This window comes from Hallella mizrahii, from assembly GCF_009695775.1.
In the GTDB taxonomy this organism is placed as follows: domain Bacteria; phylum Bacteroidota; class Bacteroidia; order Bacteroidales; family Bacteroidaceae; genus Prevotella; species Prevotella mizrahii.
In genome coordinates this window covers 42,772-58,976 of record NZ_VUNG01000003.1, presented here as the reverse complement: position 1 = coordinate 58,976, position 16,205 = coordinate 42,772, and the positions used below count along the sequence as shown (strand labels likewise).

The window sequence follows — 16,205 nt, the reverse complement described above, 5'->3', positions numbered from 1 at the left end:
ATATTTTACTTCTTACTGTAAAGAACGGGGTTGGTGCTCGGATCGTTGTACATTTTCATCTGGCGATACACTTTCATGTATTTCCGTCCTTCCTGAATATCCTCCAGCAATTGGTCGATGGCCAGCGAAAGATCCTTCTGCTGCTCCAAAAGCACATTGAGTTTAGCCTGGCAGCGCGCTTTGTGTTCTTCCGTAGCATCGTTGCGCTGTGTCTGCTCCCGCATGTGATAGATCTTCAGTGCGAGGATACTCAAGCGGTCCACAGCCCAGGCCGGGCTCTCTGTGTTGAGCCGCGCATCAGGAAGCGGAGTGACATCGGAATACTTCTGTCGGAAATAGGAGTCGATCTGCTCCACCAAGTCCGTGCGGTCCTGGTTGGAGCGATCAATGCGCCGTTTGATGCTCAACGCCTCTATAGGATCGATATGCGGGTCACGGATGATATCTTCCAAATGCCACTGGACAGTATCTATCCAGCACTTCAGATAAAGCCGGTTGTCAATGGATTCGCGCTCATAAGGATTGTTGATCGGCGTATCCACATTGTCCATGACATGATAATCATCAATGGCTTTGTTGAAAATCTCGTTGCACTGTTGAGTAAAAGACATATATTGTTCAGAATTGATTGATGCGTTCATGCAAAGTTACCAACTAATTTTGAGATATACAACGAAAAGGAGGAAAAAGAAGAAGAAAAAAACTATATTTTATGCACAAATAATAGGTTAATGTGCACGAAAATAGCATTTTATCGATAAAATATTTGTGTAATCGGTAAAAAATTTGTTCCTTTGCACCCAGTTTAATAGTGAAAATACAAAATTAATCATTTAAAACGTTACAATTATGTCAGAAATTGAATCAAAGGTTAAGGCTATCATCGTAGACAAACTGGGTGTTGACGAGGCTGAAGTAAAGCCAGAAGCAAGCTTCACCAACGATCTGGGCGCTGATTCTCTCGATACCGTAGAGCTCATCATGGAGTTCGAGAAGGAGTTCGGCATTTCTATTCCCGACGACAAGGCTGAGACCATTCAGACTGTAGGCGACGCCATCAAGTACATTGAGGACAACGCTAAGTAATTACGTCTGAAGCGTTTCTCCGTTTAGCGTTTAATGTAGTTCACCATTTACATTTCTTTCAGACTGCCAGTTGGCAACTGACTCAGACACATTAAACGCTAAACTCTTTTAATCAAAAACATAATCCAATGGAATTGAAAAGAGTAGTTGTAACAGGTTTAGGCGCCGTCACGCCAGTAGGTAACTCCGTCGACGAGATGTGGAGCAACCTGCTTGCCGGCAAGAGCGGTGCAGCACCTATTACATCATTTGACACAACCAATTTCAAGACGAAGTTCGCTTGTGAAGTCAAGGACCTCAATGTTAATGACTACATCGACCGCAAGGAGGCTCGTAAGATGGACCGCTGCACCCAGCTGGCCATGATCAGTGCCATTCAGGCTGTCAAGGACTCGGGCATGGATTTGGAGACTGTCGACAAAAACCGCGTGGGCGTGGTCTACGGTATCGGCATTGGAGGCATCAAGACATTCCAGGACGAGGTAGTGTACTACGGCCAGCACATGGATCGCGGACCGATGTTCAACCCGTTCTTCATCCCCAAGATGATTTCAGATATTGCAGCTGGACAGATCAGCATTCACTTTGGCTTCCATGGTCCCAACTATGTGACCACCAGTGCGTGCGCTTCGTCATGCCATGCTTTGGCTGACGCTTTCAACCTGCTGCGCCTGGGCAAGGCTGATGTCATCCTGGCCGGAGGTGCCGAGGCTGCCATATGCGACTGCGGTGTCGGTGGTTTCAACGCCATGAAAGCACTGTCCACACGCAACGACGATCCTCAGGGCGCAAGCCGCCCATTCAGCGCAAGCCGCGACGGATTTGTCATGGGTGAGGGTTCGGGCTGTCTTATTTTGGAGACTCTCGAGCACGCCAAGGCTCGTGGTGCTAAGATCTATGCCGAGATTGCCGGTGAGGGCATGAGTGCAGACGCATATCACATCACTGCCTCTCATCCTGAAGGACTCGGTGCTAAGCTCGTCATGAAGGCAGCTCTCGAGGACGCTGGCATGAGCGTGGAGGATATCGACTACATCAATGTCCACGGTACTTCCACTCACGTAGGCGACATCTCTGAGGCCAAGGCCATCAAGGATCTCTTCGGCGAGCAAGCTTACAAGGTCAACATCAGCTCTACCAAGAGCATGACCGGCCACCTCCTCGGTGCCGCAGGTGCCGTAGAGGGCATGATCTGCGTGCTGAGTGTAAAGAACGACATCGTGCCGCCGACCATCAACCACGCCGAGGGCGATGATGATCCGGAGCTGGACTACAACATGAACTTCACTTTCAACAAAGCTCAGAAACGTACCATCCGCGCTGCCCTGTCCAATACCTTCGGCTTTGGCGGACACAACGCTTGCGTCATCGTCAAGAAGTACGCTGAGTAATAGATTGCTGAACAAAGAAAGTATATGTTTAATCATATCTTAGACAGAATAAGGCTCCCCTTCCGAAAGGATAAGGAGCTTTATTCTTCTTTATACCATATCATCGGTGTATATCCCCACAACATCAGCTATTACAAAATGGCACTGATGCACAAAAGTGTCATGCACCGAAACAAAAAAGGCAAACCCGTCAACAACGAGCGACTGGAATTCCTGGGCGATGCCATCCTCGACGCTGCTGTAGGCGACATCGTCTATCGACACTTCCCCGGAAAGCGTGAGGGCTTCCTCACCAACACTCGATCGAAACTCGTACAGCGCGACACACTCAACAAACTGGCCATGGAGATGGGCATCAACAATCTCATTCTCTCCAGCGGCCGCTCCGCCACCCACAACAGCTATCTCGGTGGCAACGCTTTCGAGGCACTCGTCGGCGCACTCTACCTCGACCGTGGCTACGACGCCTGTATGACCTTCCTTAAGAAACGCATCCTCTCGCAGATGATCAACATCGACAAGGTGGCATACAAGGAGGTGAACTTCAAAAGCAAACTCATCGAGTGGAGTCAGAAAAACAAGGTGAACCTCGACTTCAGCCAGACCACACAGAGCAAGGATGCCAACGGCAGTCCCACATTCTGCTGCGTGATCAAGCTCGAAGGTCTTGACGGATGCATGGGCAAAGGCTTCTCGAAAAAGGAAAGCCAGCAGAAAGCCGCAAAGGACACCCTCGATAAACTCAAGCGCGAACCACAGTTCATCGACAGTGTCTTCGCCGCCAAGGCCAGCCGCACCAAGATGGAAGAGGAACCGGTACAGGATGTACCCAGCACCAGCGAGGCTGAAGCTTTCGTCAAGACGACAGACGCTTCCCGCAACATGGGGCCGAAGCACGAGACATCGTTCCGCGAGCAGGTCTTCTCCGAAGAAGACAGTGCACTCGAGCAACCAGCCAACTCTGTAGAGGCAAAGGAAGAGGAATTCGACCTGAGCGATATCAGTGCCAGGGAGAAAACCCGGGAGGAGATCATCGCTGCCGCTGAAGAGGCTGCCTTCGTTGAAGACGGAGACAATCAGAAACAATAGCTTTTATTCTATCCATACGATGATGATGGGCCCAACCTCGCCGCAGGTTGAGCCCATCATTGTTTTTCAACGCCAACCTCCTTATGCCTCTACAACCTATGAAAATGACACAGTCAGGCTGACACGCCCTCCTCATGATCTTTCATATACTCTATCCGCTCATGTTTACATAGCACATGATACACGATACACGATCAGTGATCCATAAAATCTTATTCACTATACACAATACATTGTCATTTCTATGTGGATAACCTTGTGGAAAACTGTGGAAAAACCCCGGAATAACTTTATGCTTATCCACACGATCGTGTCGAAAAGCCACGGACTGGGGATATCCACAGTCTTTTGAAAGCAATGCGACAAAGTTTTCCACGCTTTTACACCGAAAAAAGATATAAACTTATTATCTTTGCACAATAGTTGATAATTGTGGATAAGTAGACAACCAACTGATAAACAAAGAGAAGATATTCAACCATGATGTGGATCTTTCTATATCCAATGTTGATATCCTAAACACCAAATATTTCAATATCATAATATCAACTTTTCCACATTACATCATCATACTATTATTTCTTTTTTTATAGAAGAAAGACTAATAGAATAATAATGAATGGTGGATAACACCGAAAACAGAACGCATACACATGGAGACGATCAAGAAGGAATGGAAGGAAAAAGGATATGTCGATGAGCCGATTCCCGAGGGACTGGACTTGAAAAAGGCCATCAGACAACTGTGCAAGGAGAAGGATGCCATCATCCTGGCGCACTACTATACCGTAGGCGACATTCAGGACATCGCTGACTTTGTCGGTGACTCGCTGGCTTTGGCCCGTAAGGCGGCAGACACCGACGCGAAGATGATGGTGATGTGTGGCGTGCACTTCATGGCAGAGACCTGCAAACTGCTCTCTCCCGACAAGACAGTGCTCTGTCCCGACCTCACAGCAGGCTGCTCTTTGGCCGACAGCTGCGATGCTGCAGACCTGAAGAAATACAAAGAGGAGCACCCGGGCTATCAGGTGGTGAGCTATGTCAACACCACGGCGGCTGTCAAGGCGCTCACGGACTGTGTGGTCACCTCGGGCAATGCCGAGAAGGTGATGGCGAGTTTCCCCAAGGACGCAAAAATCATCTTTGGGCCGGATTATAACCTTGGCAACTATATCAACAGCGTCACGGGGCGCCACATGCTCTTGTGGAATGGTGGCTGCCATGTCCATGAGAAGTTCTCTGTCGACGGCATCGTGAAACTCAAGCAGGAGCATCCTCATGCCGTGGTGATGGCGCATTTGGAGTGCAAGGCTCCTGTGCTGGCCATCGCTGACGTGAAAGGCTCCACTGCCACAATGCTGAAATATGCCCAAGCGCATCCTGAGATCAAGGAGTTCATCGTGGCTACTGAGGCGGGCATCTTGCATGAGATGCAGCGCACGTGTCCCGATCAGACTTTCATCCCCGTACCGCCGGAGGTCAGCGAGGGAGGAGTAGGGTGCTCATGCAACGAGTGTGAGTATATGAAGAAAAACACGCTTGCCAAGATCTATAATGCGTTGAAGTATGGTTGGCCAAGCGTAGAGATAGACCCGGCGATCGCCCGTGAGGCCGTGAAACCTATTCAGCGCATGCTCTCGCTGTCGTAAGGGAAACAGCCTCACCCCCAACCCCTCTCCAAGGGGAGAGGGGAGTAAAATGCTCTGCGGACGATAAGGTATTGGCGTAGGGGCGGCTCGCTGTGGCCGCCCTATCCCCCGTATGGCAACCTACAGAACAACCAAGGCTGTTTGGAGGTTAACGCCCCACTACGTGGAATTACGAATATCCCCGAATATTAAGAATATTATTCTCGATATTCGGGGATATAATTGTTACCACCAAGCATGATGATCGATATATATGTCTTGCGGGGTTAGTGGCGTTGATAATATATGTCTTGCGGAGTTAGTGGCGTTGATAATATATGTCTTGCGGGGTTAGGACGGCCACGGCGGGCCGCCTCTACCTTGTTGACCCCTTGTTAGTAATTACTCCCCTCTCCTTTGGAGAGGGGTACAGGGGTGAGGCTGTGTTTGGGGGTGAGGCTGTTATTCTTCCTCCTCCCACTGGTTGCCGGGGAACGACCCTTGCTTTGAGAGGGCACTGGTACCACTTACCTGCGGCGTGTTTTCCGTGGTGCCTATTATACCAGTATAGCTTTCACCTGTTGGAGTGAGGTTGTTTCCTCTACTTCCGGTGAGCATGCTTTCAGCTGCGTCTATCTCCTTGATCTTCAAGGAGGGTTTCATATAAATTGCTTTCATTGTATGATGTTTTAAGGGTTTTACTTTCTGATGACTTTATGGCCGTTGACGATGACCAGGCCTTTGTAGTTGTTGTCGACACGCTGTCCAGCGAGGTTATAGTGCACGTCTTCTACGTTTTTATTCTCTTCCATGGTGTTGATGATGCCGGTAGTGGTGTTGCCGATGGCATAGAATGGTTTGGCGGCAACGGTAGAGGCAGCGTTGATAGCGAGGTAGCCTTTGAAAGGAGAAAGAGTTTCATTGGCTTTCATGGGATAGAAGCCGCAGCCATTGCCATGCTTGGCAAGCACATAGATAGTGAAGGCTTTAGTCACCTTCATGTCTGTATATTTAAATTTCAGGTCATTGTTTACTATTGTTGTACTTTCCTTGCTTCGTTGCAATTCATACGTTCCCGCGTTGGCCTTGACAACTACTGCCGTATTGCCAGGAATGGCAGTTACAGGGGTGAGTGTTACTCGGTTGTTCGAGTCATTGTATTTCACCAAGTAGGCGCTGATGTCATTATTTTTAGAGAAGTCTACGGCACGGCGGCTGACGAACGTAGCCCATCCGGCTGTGGTTACTTTCGCTTGGTCTTGATACTCCTTAATGTTTAGCAAATTTGCGTTTTTCAGATTTTTGTGGCCATTGTCCGTATTCACTGTAGCAGCTACCACTACTTCGTCCCCACGAACTATTTGAAAAGCATTGTAGATTTTGTTATTTTGAAGATAGCGTCCGTTTAATATTTCAAGAGTTTCAGCTGCGTTTTCGTTATCAGCGATGTAGTAGTTGAGGGTGGGACTGCTGCTGTTGTATGTTTCTGTCTTGGCGACCTTTGCCTTGATATATACTTGAGTATTGTCAGCTGTTTTAAGAGCTTGTGCAACAGAGATGAGTTCGTTTTCTTCCACCTTTTTAAAGTATTGTGAGGCCACCTTGCTTTTTTCACCATTTATGTAGGCTACGGCTTTCACGGGAGTGGAAGCGTTGAGTGAAAAAGGTGCCGTGTATACTGTACTCTGATCTGTAGGTTCTGTACCGTCGATGGTGTAGTAGATTTTTGCGTCTTGATTTTCGCTACTGAGCGTCACAGAAGTACTGTCGAGAAATGAGGTGGAGCCAAAGATGTGAGGAGAACTAATATTATTTTTTATAATTTGCGTGATGCAGCCTCTAACTATTTGTGGTTCAGAATTAACTACCTTATTTCTTCCCTTAATAGTAACAAACCATCCAATTGAAAGATTATCTTTGCTTTTGAAATCTGTTTCATTAATGTTTTTGGCGTCGACTAACAGTTGTTTTTTAGCAGAGGTATTGTCTGAGATATAATAGGTCATTATTCCATTTGTTAAACTTTTAATTTTAGTGATGTATCCATGTACATATATAAAATCTCCTTCTTTACTATACATAGCGGCATCTCTAAGTTTATAAATTTCTTCAACAGTATAGGGATGGTTTTCTGTGCCATCATTATAGGGATAGACCGTTATGGTATAGTTGTCAGCAGAAGCATTTAGAGTGTCATTACCGGAAAAAGAAGACTTGATAGTAGCTATTCCTAATGTATGATTTAGACTTACCTCTCCAGTTTTTACATTTACTGTTGCCACTTTTTCGTTGTTGGAAGAGTAAACAAGTGGTAGTTCATAAGGGGTTGTTTTTGCTTGTTGACCTTTGAACGCTTTATAATTATCATTATCAAGATTCAAGTTGAACTTTTTTATGGGAAAAAGCGTATAGGTATTCTGTTTATTGTTACAGAGATCATATGTAATGATTACCTGTGAAAAAACGAAACTACCTTTACCTCCTTTTACTAAAAGCACTATGGGTTTGGATGTTTTACCTGTCCAAGTACTTCCAAAAGAAGTTTTCTTCAGTGTACCTTCTGATTGTATTTGGGGAGATGGTGCGTAATAGTTTTTTAAAATTTTATAATAATAATCTATTTTAGTAAGAACATAGTCCTTGTTAGGTTCGATCGTTATGGTCCCTTTGGTGTAGAGCATAACACAATCGTCTTTTGTAGTAGGATAATTACTCCCACCATTTTTTTGAAAAGTAACCACTGCGGATGTTCCTTTGGGTGGATGCGTTGTTGATGTAGTAATAGTTTCTTGATAAATTGCAGATGCTTTTTCTGAAATAAACATCAAAAGAAGAAACATTAATAAAAATTTGAGTTTTCCTGTCATGTATGATATATTTAAGGAAAAAATAATTGTTGCAAAGATAATAATTTATCTAATAAATACAAAATAAATTAGAATATATTATTGTGATTATAAAGAAAAAATGCGATAAGTGATTTTTTTGTTACTAGCAAATAGGCTGTGTTTGTCTACCTTAGATCTTTAGATCAAAGGTAAAATAAAGAATATGTAGTTTTTACTCTATTCCGTATAGTGTAGCGTAATGTAAGCCCATAAAGAAGAATGAATCTTTATGGGCTAAGTGGTTGTAAGGTGATAACAAAGTATTTACTTGTTTGCAGAGCGATAGATCTCCTCTACTTTCTTCACTTTTTCCTCCATCGGCAGCATGGCGTCGACCCAATGGATGACCGTACCACGGCGCTCCATGCCGCGGAACCACGTCATCTGGCGCTTGGCAAACTGGTGGATGGCAATCTCCAGTTGACGCACCATCTCGTCGTAACTGAGTTTTCCGATGACGTACTCTGTGACGTATTTATACTCCAGGCCATAGTAGGTGAGGTCTTCGGCCTTGATGCCGCTGTCAAGCAGACGGCGCATTTCCTCCACCATGCCATGGTCGAGACGCTGATGCAGACGGGCTGTGATGCGGCGGCGGCGCTCATCGCGGTCAATGGCCACGCCGATGACGACACTGTCGACAGGCGGCATCTGCCGCAGCTCGGTGGGATGCTCGAGGTTGTAGGTCTCGATCTCTATGGCACGGATAGCGCGTTGGCACGAATCTACGTCGGTTTTGTTGTGCATCGTAGAGCCCGTCTGCTGTTTCAGTTTCACGAGCATGTCGGTCAACTCGTCGAGATTCTTGCCCTCTAAGCGCTGCCGCAGTACCGGGTTCTGCGGTACGGGAGAGAGTGCATAGCCCTTGAGCACTGCCTCAATATACAGGCCAGTGCCCCCGCAGAGGATGGGCAGTGCACCGCGCTGTTGGATGTCGTCGTAAGCGCGGTGGAAGTCCTGCTGGTACTGAAAGAGGTTGTATTTCGTTCCCGGTTCCGCGATGTCGATGAGATGATAGGGCACAGGCTGCCCGTCGACGACATAGTCTTCGAGGTCCTTGCCCGTGCCGATGTCCATACCGCGATATACTTGTCGTGAGTCGCCGGAGAGAATTTCACCGCCGAGCACGTGTGCCACGTGTGCGGCGAGGTCTGTTTTGCCCGTTGCCGTGGGGCCGAGAATGGTCAAGAGTTTCTTCATAGTGGTGTGCGTAGCCTGCTGCTGCAGAGAGATATGGATTTATCCGCTGACAGCTGTTTGCCAAACTATTGGTGGTTCTTTCTGCAAACTTACATAAAAAACGGGAGACCCGCAAGTCGGATCTTCCGTTTTTTGGCAAGCAAATTCATTTTTTATGTTCAACAAAGTGTCTGCAAAGGTAATAAGTACCAAGAGTTGATGTTATCAAAAGCAGAAGGGTTAAAGAATCGAGTTTAAAGTCTTCTGCGATGAGTAAGAGGAAAACTCCAAATAAGTAGATGATTATGATGCAAAATACTCTCGCCATAAATATAAGAATGATGCTTTTAAAGGCAAGCCGGACGGTCAGAGACGGCAGGTTCTTCAGTAAATATAGGCAAGCCAAACGGTCAGAGCCGGCATGCCTGTCAGTCAAAGATGCACTTCATATTTCTTTCCAGCTGTCCTACACTGCTGGCACCTACGAGCACACTGGTGATTCCCTTCTGATGAAGGATCCATGCCAGCGCATTCTCGGCAAGGGTATGGCCTTGAGCCTGTGCCTCGCTGTTGAGCTGACGTAAGTGCGCTAATAGCTCCGGCGTAAGTTTGTCAGCGGTCAGCGAACCGCCTTGTGCCATACGTGAATCCTTTGGTATGCCATTGAGATATCGGTCGGTGAGCAGTCCCTGCGCCAATGGCGAGAAGCTGATGAAGCCGATGCCATGCTCGCAGCAATAGTCCAATATGCCCTCGTCAATCGGTTCGTGGTCGATCATATTGACTCGCCCCTGATAGATAAGCAAGGGCACATCATGGTCGCGAAGGTACTTGTCAGCGACTTTCAATGCTTCCAGTGGCCAGCGCGAGATGCCCACATAGAGAGCCTTTCCCGCTCTGACGATATCCACCAAAGCCTGCAGAGTCTCCTCCAACGGTGTCTGAGGGTCGTAGCGATGGCTGTAGAAGAGGTCGACATAGTCCAGTCCCATTCGCCGGAGACTTTGGTCGATACTTGCCATAAGGTATTTGCGCGATCCCCAATTACCGTAAGGTCCCGGCCACATGTCGTAGCCTGCCTTCGTGGAAATGAAGAGCTCGTCGCGATAGCGAAAGAAATCGTCACAGAGAAGCTTGCCCATCGTCTCTTCTGCCGAGCCGTAGGGAGGTCCATAGTTGTTGGCAAGGTCGAAGTGAGTGATGCCGTGGTCGAAAGCGTAGTGCGTGATGTCACGCGCACGCTCATAGCTGTCATTGCCGCCAAAGTTGTGCCAAAAGCCCAAACTCACTTTTGGCAGCAACACGCCTGACCGTCCACAACGGCGGTAAAGGCTGTGGCTTTGGTCATAACGGCTGTCCGCGGCGATATAAGGCTTCCTCAGCTCCATCTCGCTCAGCGTTCTGCTCTTCGTGTTGATATTCATTGCTTTGTCTTTAAAGTAGAGGATTTTGGTGACTATATTGCCCCACGGCTCCGTTCAGGACAGTGCCGTGAGGCAAAGAGAGTTCTACCCTTGCCGGTCGGACTTGATGAGTTGCAGCAGACGATCCACGGCTTCATCCTCTGGAATGTTCTTTTCCACACATTCCTGTCCACGGTAGAGTGAGACCTTTCCCGGTCCTGCGCCCACATAACCATAGTCGGCGTCTGCCATCTCTCCCGGTCCGTTGACGATACATCCCATGATGCCGATCTTCAGTCCGTGCATGTCTTTAGTAGCCTCCTTGATGCGCGCGATCGTCGTGCGCAGGTCGTAGAGCGTACGTCCACAGCCCGGACAACTGATATACTCGGTGCGCGAGGTGCGCAGACGGGCTGCCTGCAAGATGCCAAAGGCCGTATCCTCGATGTCGCCGACACTGATATTGCCCTTGTTCATCAGCCAGATGCCATCAGTAAGTCCGTCCATCATCAGTGCCCCCATGTCGGCGGCAGCTTCCAACTGGAACTCTTCCTTGTCATTGAGCTGGTACATCTGTGCGAAGACGACGGGATTGCTGACTTCAGCGGTCATCATCTCGTGAACAAGCGCGCGCTGATTACCGAGTCTGTTTTGCTGGTTGCTCGTACAGACAACCACCACTTCCGGATGTGCCTTCAAGCAGGCCAGGTACTCAGCACTCGGCGTTCCGAACTGGAGCACGAGAAACTTCATGTCGCTCTGCACCATAGCCACAAGCGGCATGGCCACCACGGGGAAGATAGGATAAAACGTTGCCTTGCCCTGGGCCTTATCGAGGTTACCCTCACTTTGCAGTTGTGCGAAGACATCGTAGTCGAGGATATAGTGTTTGCCGGGCTGTGGATGCTCAGGCACCTGCTGTCCTACATAGACATAGTCAGCCTTACCGGCATAGTCGGTCTGCTCAGCCGAGACGATGACAACAGGCACGTGTGCGCCTCCCACATTCCCGACGGGCTGTGTCTCGCGCCGTGTGGGACGAAGCCAGTCAAAGCTTTCGCAGGCTTCACCGGGCACCATCAGACTGCCAGCCTTGCGGCCTATGTAGTCTACGAGATGGCGTGCCACAGGTATCTCAGCCTCAGGCTCCTCTGACAACGACACGCGTACGGTGTCACCAATGCCGTCGGCCAGCAGGGCGCCAATGCCTACCGCACTCTTGATACGTCCGTCCTCACCCTCACCGGCTTCCGTCACGCCAAGGTGCAAAGGATAGTGCATATCCTCCTTATCCATTTGTTCGACAAGCAGTCTCACCGACCGCACCATGACCACTGTATTGGAAGCTTTGATAGAGATCACCACATCGTCGAAATGCTCTTTCTTGCAGATGCGCAGAAACTCCATGCAGCTCTCCACAATACCTTCCGGTGTGTCGCCGTAGCGGTTGCGGATACGGTCCGAGAGCGAGCCGTGATTCACGCCGATACGAATCGCCGTGTGATGCTCCTTACAGATATTCAGGAAGGGCACAAAGCGGTCCTCTATCTTTTTCAGTTCTTCGGCATATTCCTCATCTGTATATTCTTTCTTGATGAACTTACGTGCCGGGTCGACATAGTTGCCCGGATTGACACGCACTTTCTCGGCATAGCGTGCAGCCACGTCAGCCACGCGAGGATTGAAATGCACGTCGGCGACAAGCGGCGTAGCGAAGCCGTCACGGCGTATTCCATCGTGAATGTTCTTGAGATTCTCCGCTTCACGCACTCCCTGTGTGGTCAGTCTGACGAGTTCTCCTCCTGCTTTGATAATGCGTTCAGCCTGCTCCACGCAAGCCTGCGTATCGTCGGTGTTGGTAGTGGTCATGGACTGGATGCGTATCGGATTGTCTCCTCCCATATCCAGTCTGCCGATATGCACTACAGAAGTCTCGCGCCGATGATAGTTAAACAAATCGACCATATCTGTTGATGAGTTGGTATGTTGATGAGCGAATGGAGTCCTAAGAAGGACTCCGTCGCTTAGTTGCACTTATAGGTATATTTCACCTCTTTGAGATCAGCGTTGGCTTTCTCGATCTTCTTGCCGAGTCCAGCCTTCCATGCCTCCACTTTCTTGGCGACATCTTCGTCACCCAAGGCGATCATCTCAGCGGCGAGGATGGCAGCATTCTGTGCGCCGTTGACGCCAACGGTGGCTACGGGGATCCCCGGTGGCATCTGTATGATGCTCAGCATGGCATCGAGACCGTCGAGCATGCCTTTGATGGGCACACCGATGACGGGCAGCGGTGTAGAGGCAGCAATGACTCCGGGCAGGGCGGCAGCCATGCCGGCACCGGCAATGATGACTTTGATGCCGCGCTCTTTGGCTCCCTTGGCGAAAGTCTCAACGGCGTCGGGCGTGCGATGAGCCGACAATGCATTGACCTCAAAGGGAATCTGTTGGTCATCGAGCCACTTACATGCTTTTTCCATGATGGGCAGATCACTTGTAGAGCCCATGATGATACTAACTAATGGTTTCATACTTATGTCTTTTAAATCTATGGTATCTAACTGATGTCTTTATTTGTTTTCACGAGGCCACGTCACTTCGTCGGCTTACAGAATCATCCAGAAGCCCAGGACCACACCTACAAGGAAGCCCACAACCACCTGTGTGAGGGTATGCTGACGCAGGATCATGCGACTGCTGCCCACCAGTCCCGCAATGAGAATGACGAGGCAGAACCACCAGATCGGGTTGAAGGCAAAGAGTATCGAGAACGCTACGAGCGCACCGGCGAAGCCTCCTATGGCTGCCGTGTGGGTGGAGATCTTCCACCAAACGTTGATGACGGCACAGACAATCTGTATCATCAGCGCCGCCACAAGGATGTTGGCCATGAACTGCGGAATGCGCAGCAGGCTCATGATGTAGTAGCAGCAGAAGTAGCAAAGGATGGCGATGATGTAAGGCACCATGCGCCGCTCCTTCTTTCCCATCTCCAATGGTGTCCATCCCTGGTAGCGTCGGTAGACATGGATCAGCAGTGTGGGGAAGAGAATGGTGAAGAGATACACCATAAACACCACGCTGAGCTTGTATTGCCATGGCATGATGCTCAGATAGCTGAAGGTGAACAGAGCGATGAGCCCGACTATCGGCAGATAAAACGGCGTGAAGATCAGACTCATCAGCCTTGCTGTCAATATTATATTTTTTTCTTTCATCATCATATCTTTCTCAGGCGTGCTACGGGCACACCCAGTTGTTCACGGTATTTGGCCACGGTACGCCTTGCGATGGGAAATCCTTTTTTCTTCATCATGGCGGCGAGAGCGTCGTCGCTGAGCGGTTTGTGCTTATCTTCCTGCTCCAGGGCTTCACGAAGCGCTACTTTGATCTTTCTCGTCGACATCTCTTCTCCGTCCTTGGTGACATAGCTGTCGGAGAAGAAGAAACGCAGGGGGAACGTGCCCCAGCGTGTCTGTGCGTACTTCACATTGCACACGCGTGAGATCGTAGAAATGTCGAGTCCCGTCTTCTCCGCGATGTCTTTGAGGATCATCGGGCGCAAGTCTGCCTCGTCGCCGTCCTGGAAATACTTTTTCTGCCAGTCGATGATGGCCTTCATGGTGACGTAGAGCGTATGTCGTCTCTGCTTGACGGCTTCGATATATCCCTGTGCTTTGTCGAGTTTTTCCTTGGCATAGAGCAGAGCCTCCTTATCCTGTCGGTTCATCTTGGCTTTATTGTTTTTATAGGTGTCGACAAGGTCGGTGAAAGTCTGTGACACCCTCAGGTCGGGAATGCGGCCATTGTTGAGCGTGAAGGTCACGTTGCCCTCATCGTCAGTGTCCACGATAAAGTCGGGCGTGATCTGCTGCAGGTTACGTCCCATCGCTTCGCCGAGTGATGCACCGGGTTTCGGGTTGAGCCGTCGGAGCTCGTTGCGCAGAGCTGTGGCCTGCTCTTCGTTGAGTTGCAAGGACTGCGAGATTTTGTCCCACCGTTTGTGTGTGAAATCTTCGAAATGGGCTTTGATGATGCTTTCCATCAGTTCCCGCACTTTTCCTTTCGGCTTTCGTTGTATCTGCAGCAACAGACATTCTTGTAGGTTTCGCGCCCCGATACCGGCCGGATCAAAGGTCTGTAGAAGTTTGAGTAGCTTTTCTATCTCCGATGTGGATACGTCGATGTTGTGATAGATAGCCAGTTCGTCGGCGATGTCGTCGAGGCTTTTTCTCAGCAGTCCGTCACTGTCGAGCGATCCGATCAGATATTCCATGATCGTCTGCTGCTGTTCGGTGAGTTCGAGCTCTCCCATCTGTTCTTTCAGTTTGTCGTAGAACGATGTCGTGTCTCCCCACACCATCTCTTCCCGGTCAGCGTCGTCAGTGCCGGATCCGCCATAGTAAGAGGATTCGGCTGAGGGCATTGCGTCGTCGCGTCCCAGATCCTCAAGGGCACTGTCCAAGGCATCCTCACGCTCTTCCCGCTCAGATTTCTCCTCGTAGTCTTCTTGTTCGCCATCGCCGTCAGCGTCGGACAGACGGTCATCGTGGCCGTCGCTCACCCCAAACTCGTCAGGCTCATGGTCGTCTTGCTCCAATGCCGGGTTGTCATCGAGCTCAGCATTGACGTTTTGCTCGAGTTCTGCCAAGGGCATCTCCAGTAGTTTCACCTGCAGCATCTGCTGCTGTGAGAGCCTTTGCTGCTGGAGTTGTTGCTGCGTTTCGGTTTGTATTAACTTTTGTGCCATAACATGCTATGTAGGGGGAGAGTCTATTTCCAGTAATCTTTGAGTTGTGCGGCCAGTGCGGCCAGTTTTTCGGGATCGTCATTGCCAAAGCGTCGCCAGATGTTTCGGCAAGGCTCATAGAGCGGACTCTTGCGTCCCTCGTCCTCACTGAGGAAAGGATCGCAGGCCTGATAGACGGTCATGATGTCGGCAACCTCCTGCGCGCTCATACGCAACAACTTTGCCAGTGCCGCTACTTCGGGTGTGCTGGGAACCATCGTCGCCGGCACCAGTTGGTAGTAAAGGTCGAGGATGGCGATGAGCTTCACCGGTGTGACGGCATCCTTGCCCCTTGCGGCCTCTTCGGCACTGACGGGCTTGAAGTCGCGTTCCCACTCTCTGGTAGCCTCCACTCCGTCGTAGAACTCCTCGGCATTGCCGAAACCATCCATCATCTGCAGTTTTTTCACCACGGCTTTCAGTCGTGCAGGCTTCTCAGCATAGCGGTTCCACAGTTCCTGGAGCAATGGTGTGTCGATGCGTCGCAGGCGGGAGAGCTTGCGATAGATATACTGCGGTTTGAGATGGGTGCGCAATGCCACGTCGATGAGTGCGCGGCTATAGAGGGGCTTCACGCCTTGCGGAGCCTTGAGATAGAGTTGCAGGAGCAACAACCAGTAATCGTCTTGCCAAAGTCTTGCCATAATCTTAGGATTTAGGTGCTGTTGACATCATTTCTTTGTTTTGTCTACAAAGATACGTCTTTTTCCGTTTGGTTGCACCTTTTCTCCACTCTTTTTTACAGATAA

At 49.5% G+C, this 16,205-nt stretch carries 14 protein-coding genes; 4 read left to right on the top strand and 10 right to left on the bottom strand.

Annotated features, from left to right (window positions below):
• Window positions 1-5: 5 nt before the first annotated feature.
• A complete protein-coding gene (locus tag FYJ73_RS02170) occupies window positions 6-611 on the bottom strand; it encodes a DUF4254 domain-containing protein (protein WP_154533070.1) in 606 nt (201 codons plus the stop codon).
• Between the two features lie 238 nt (window positions 612-849).
• Between FYJ73_RS02170 and FYJ73_RS02165 the strand changes: the two genes are divergently transcribed.
• From FYJ73_RS02165 to nadA, 4 genes are all read left to right on the top strand, one after another.
• Window positions 850-1,086, top strand: a complete 237-nt coding sequence (locus FYJ73_RS02165) for an acyl carrier protein (RefSeq protein ID WP_154533069.1) — start codon at window positions 850-852, stop codon at window positions 1,084-1,086.
• Window positions 1,087-1,214: 128 nt separating this feature from the next.
• On the top strand, window positions 1,215-2,477 hold the full coding sequence (fabF, locus tag FYJ73_RS02160; RefSeq protein ID WP_154533068.1) for a beta-ketoacyl-ACP synthase II: 1,263 nt from the start codon (window positions 1,215-1,217) through the stop codon (window positions 2,475-2,477).
• A 24-nt stretch (window positions 2,478-2,501) separates the two neighbouring features.
• A complete protein-coding gene (rnc, locus tag FYJ73_RS02155; protein ID WP_154533067.1) occupies window positions 2,502-3,566 on the top strand; it encodes a ribonuclease III in 1,065 nt (354 codons plus the stop codon).
• Between the two features lie 653 nt (window positions 3,567-4,219).
• Window positions 4,220-5,218, top strand: coding sequence for a quinolinate synthase NadA (gene nadA, locus FYJ73_RS02150; RefSeq protein WP_154533066.1), 999 nt, complete (start codon window positions 4,220-4,222; stop codon window positions 5,216-5,218).
• A gap of 441 nt (window positions 5,219-5,659) precedes the next feature.
• Here the strand turns inward: nadA and FYJ73_RS02145 are convergent, their stop codons facing one another.
• The 9 genes from FYJ73_RS02145 to FYJ73_RS02105 form a co-directional block, all read right to left on the bottom strand.
• A complete protein-coding gene (locus FYJ73_RS02145) occupies window positions 5,660-5,875 on the bottom strand; it encodes a hypothetical protein (protein WP_154533065.1) in 216 nt (71 codons plus the stop codon).
• Window positions 5,876-5,895: 20 nt separating this feature from the next.
• The gene (locus FYJ73_RS02140; protein ID WP_154533064.1) at window positions 5,896-8,064 is read right to left on the bottom strand and encodes a chitobiase/beta-hexosaminidase C-terminal domain-containing protein; all 2,169 of its coding nucleotides are present in this window, start codon (window positions 8,062-8,064) and stop codon (window positions 5,896-5,898) included.
• 285 nt (window positions 8,065-8,349) lie between these two features.
• Entirely contained in the window at window positions 8,350-9,285 is a 936-nt protein-coding gene (gene miaA / locus FYJ73_RS02135; RefSeq protein ID WP_154533063.1) for a tRNA (adenosine(37)-N6)-dimethylallyltransferase MiaA, read from the bottom strand.
• Between the two features lie 407 nt (window positions 9,286-9,692).
• Window positions 9,693-10,652, bottom strand: coding sequence for an aldo/keto reductase (locus FYJ73_RS02130; protein WP_154533165.1), 960 nt, complete (start codon window positions 10,650-10,652; stop codon window positions 9,693-9,695).
• 120 nt (window positions 10,653-10,772) lie between these two features.
• Complete coding sequence (locus FYJ73_RS02125) at window positions 10,773-12,632, bottom strand: 4-hydroxy-3-methylbut-2-en-1-yl diphosphate synthase (RefSeq protein ID WP_154533062.1); 1,860 nt, start codon at window positions 12,630-12,632, stop codon at window positions 10,773-10,775.
• A 59-nt stretch (window positions 12,633-12,691) separates the two neighbouring features.
• Window positions 12,692-13,198 (bottom strand): 5-(carboxyamino)imidazole ribonucleotide mutase, encoded by a 507-nt coding sequence (gene purE / locus FYJ73_RS02120; RefSeq protein ID WP_154533061.1) that lies wholly within the window; start codon window positions 13,196-13,198, stop codon window positions 12,692-12,694.
• A 75-nt stretch (window positions 13,199-13,273) separates the two neighbouring features.
• On the bottom strand, window positions 13,274-13,885 hold the full coding sequence (locus FYJ73_RS02115) for a phosphatase PAP2 family protein (protein WP_154533060.1): 612 nt from the start codon (window positions 13,883-13,885) through the stop codon (window positions 13,274-13,276).
• Window positions 13,886-13,887: 2 nt separating this feature from the next.
• Window positions 13,888-15,417, bottom strand: a complete 1,530-nt coding sequence (gene rpoN / locus FYJ73_RS02110; protein WP_154533059.1) for an RNA polymerase factor sigma-54 — start codon at window positions 15,415-15,417, stop codon at window positions 13,888-13,890.
• A 23-nt stretch (window positions 15,418-15,440) separates the two neighbouring features.
• Window positions 15,441-16,100 (bottom strand): hypothetical protein, encoded by a 660-nt coding sequence (locus FYJ73_RS02105; RefSeq protein WP_154533058.1) that lies wholly within the window; start codon window positions 16,098-16,100, stop codon window positions 15,441-15,443.
• Window positions 16,101-16,205 lie beyond the last annotated feature (105 nt).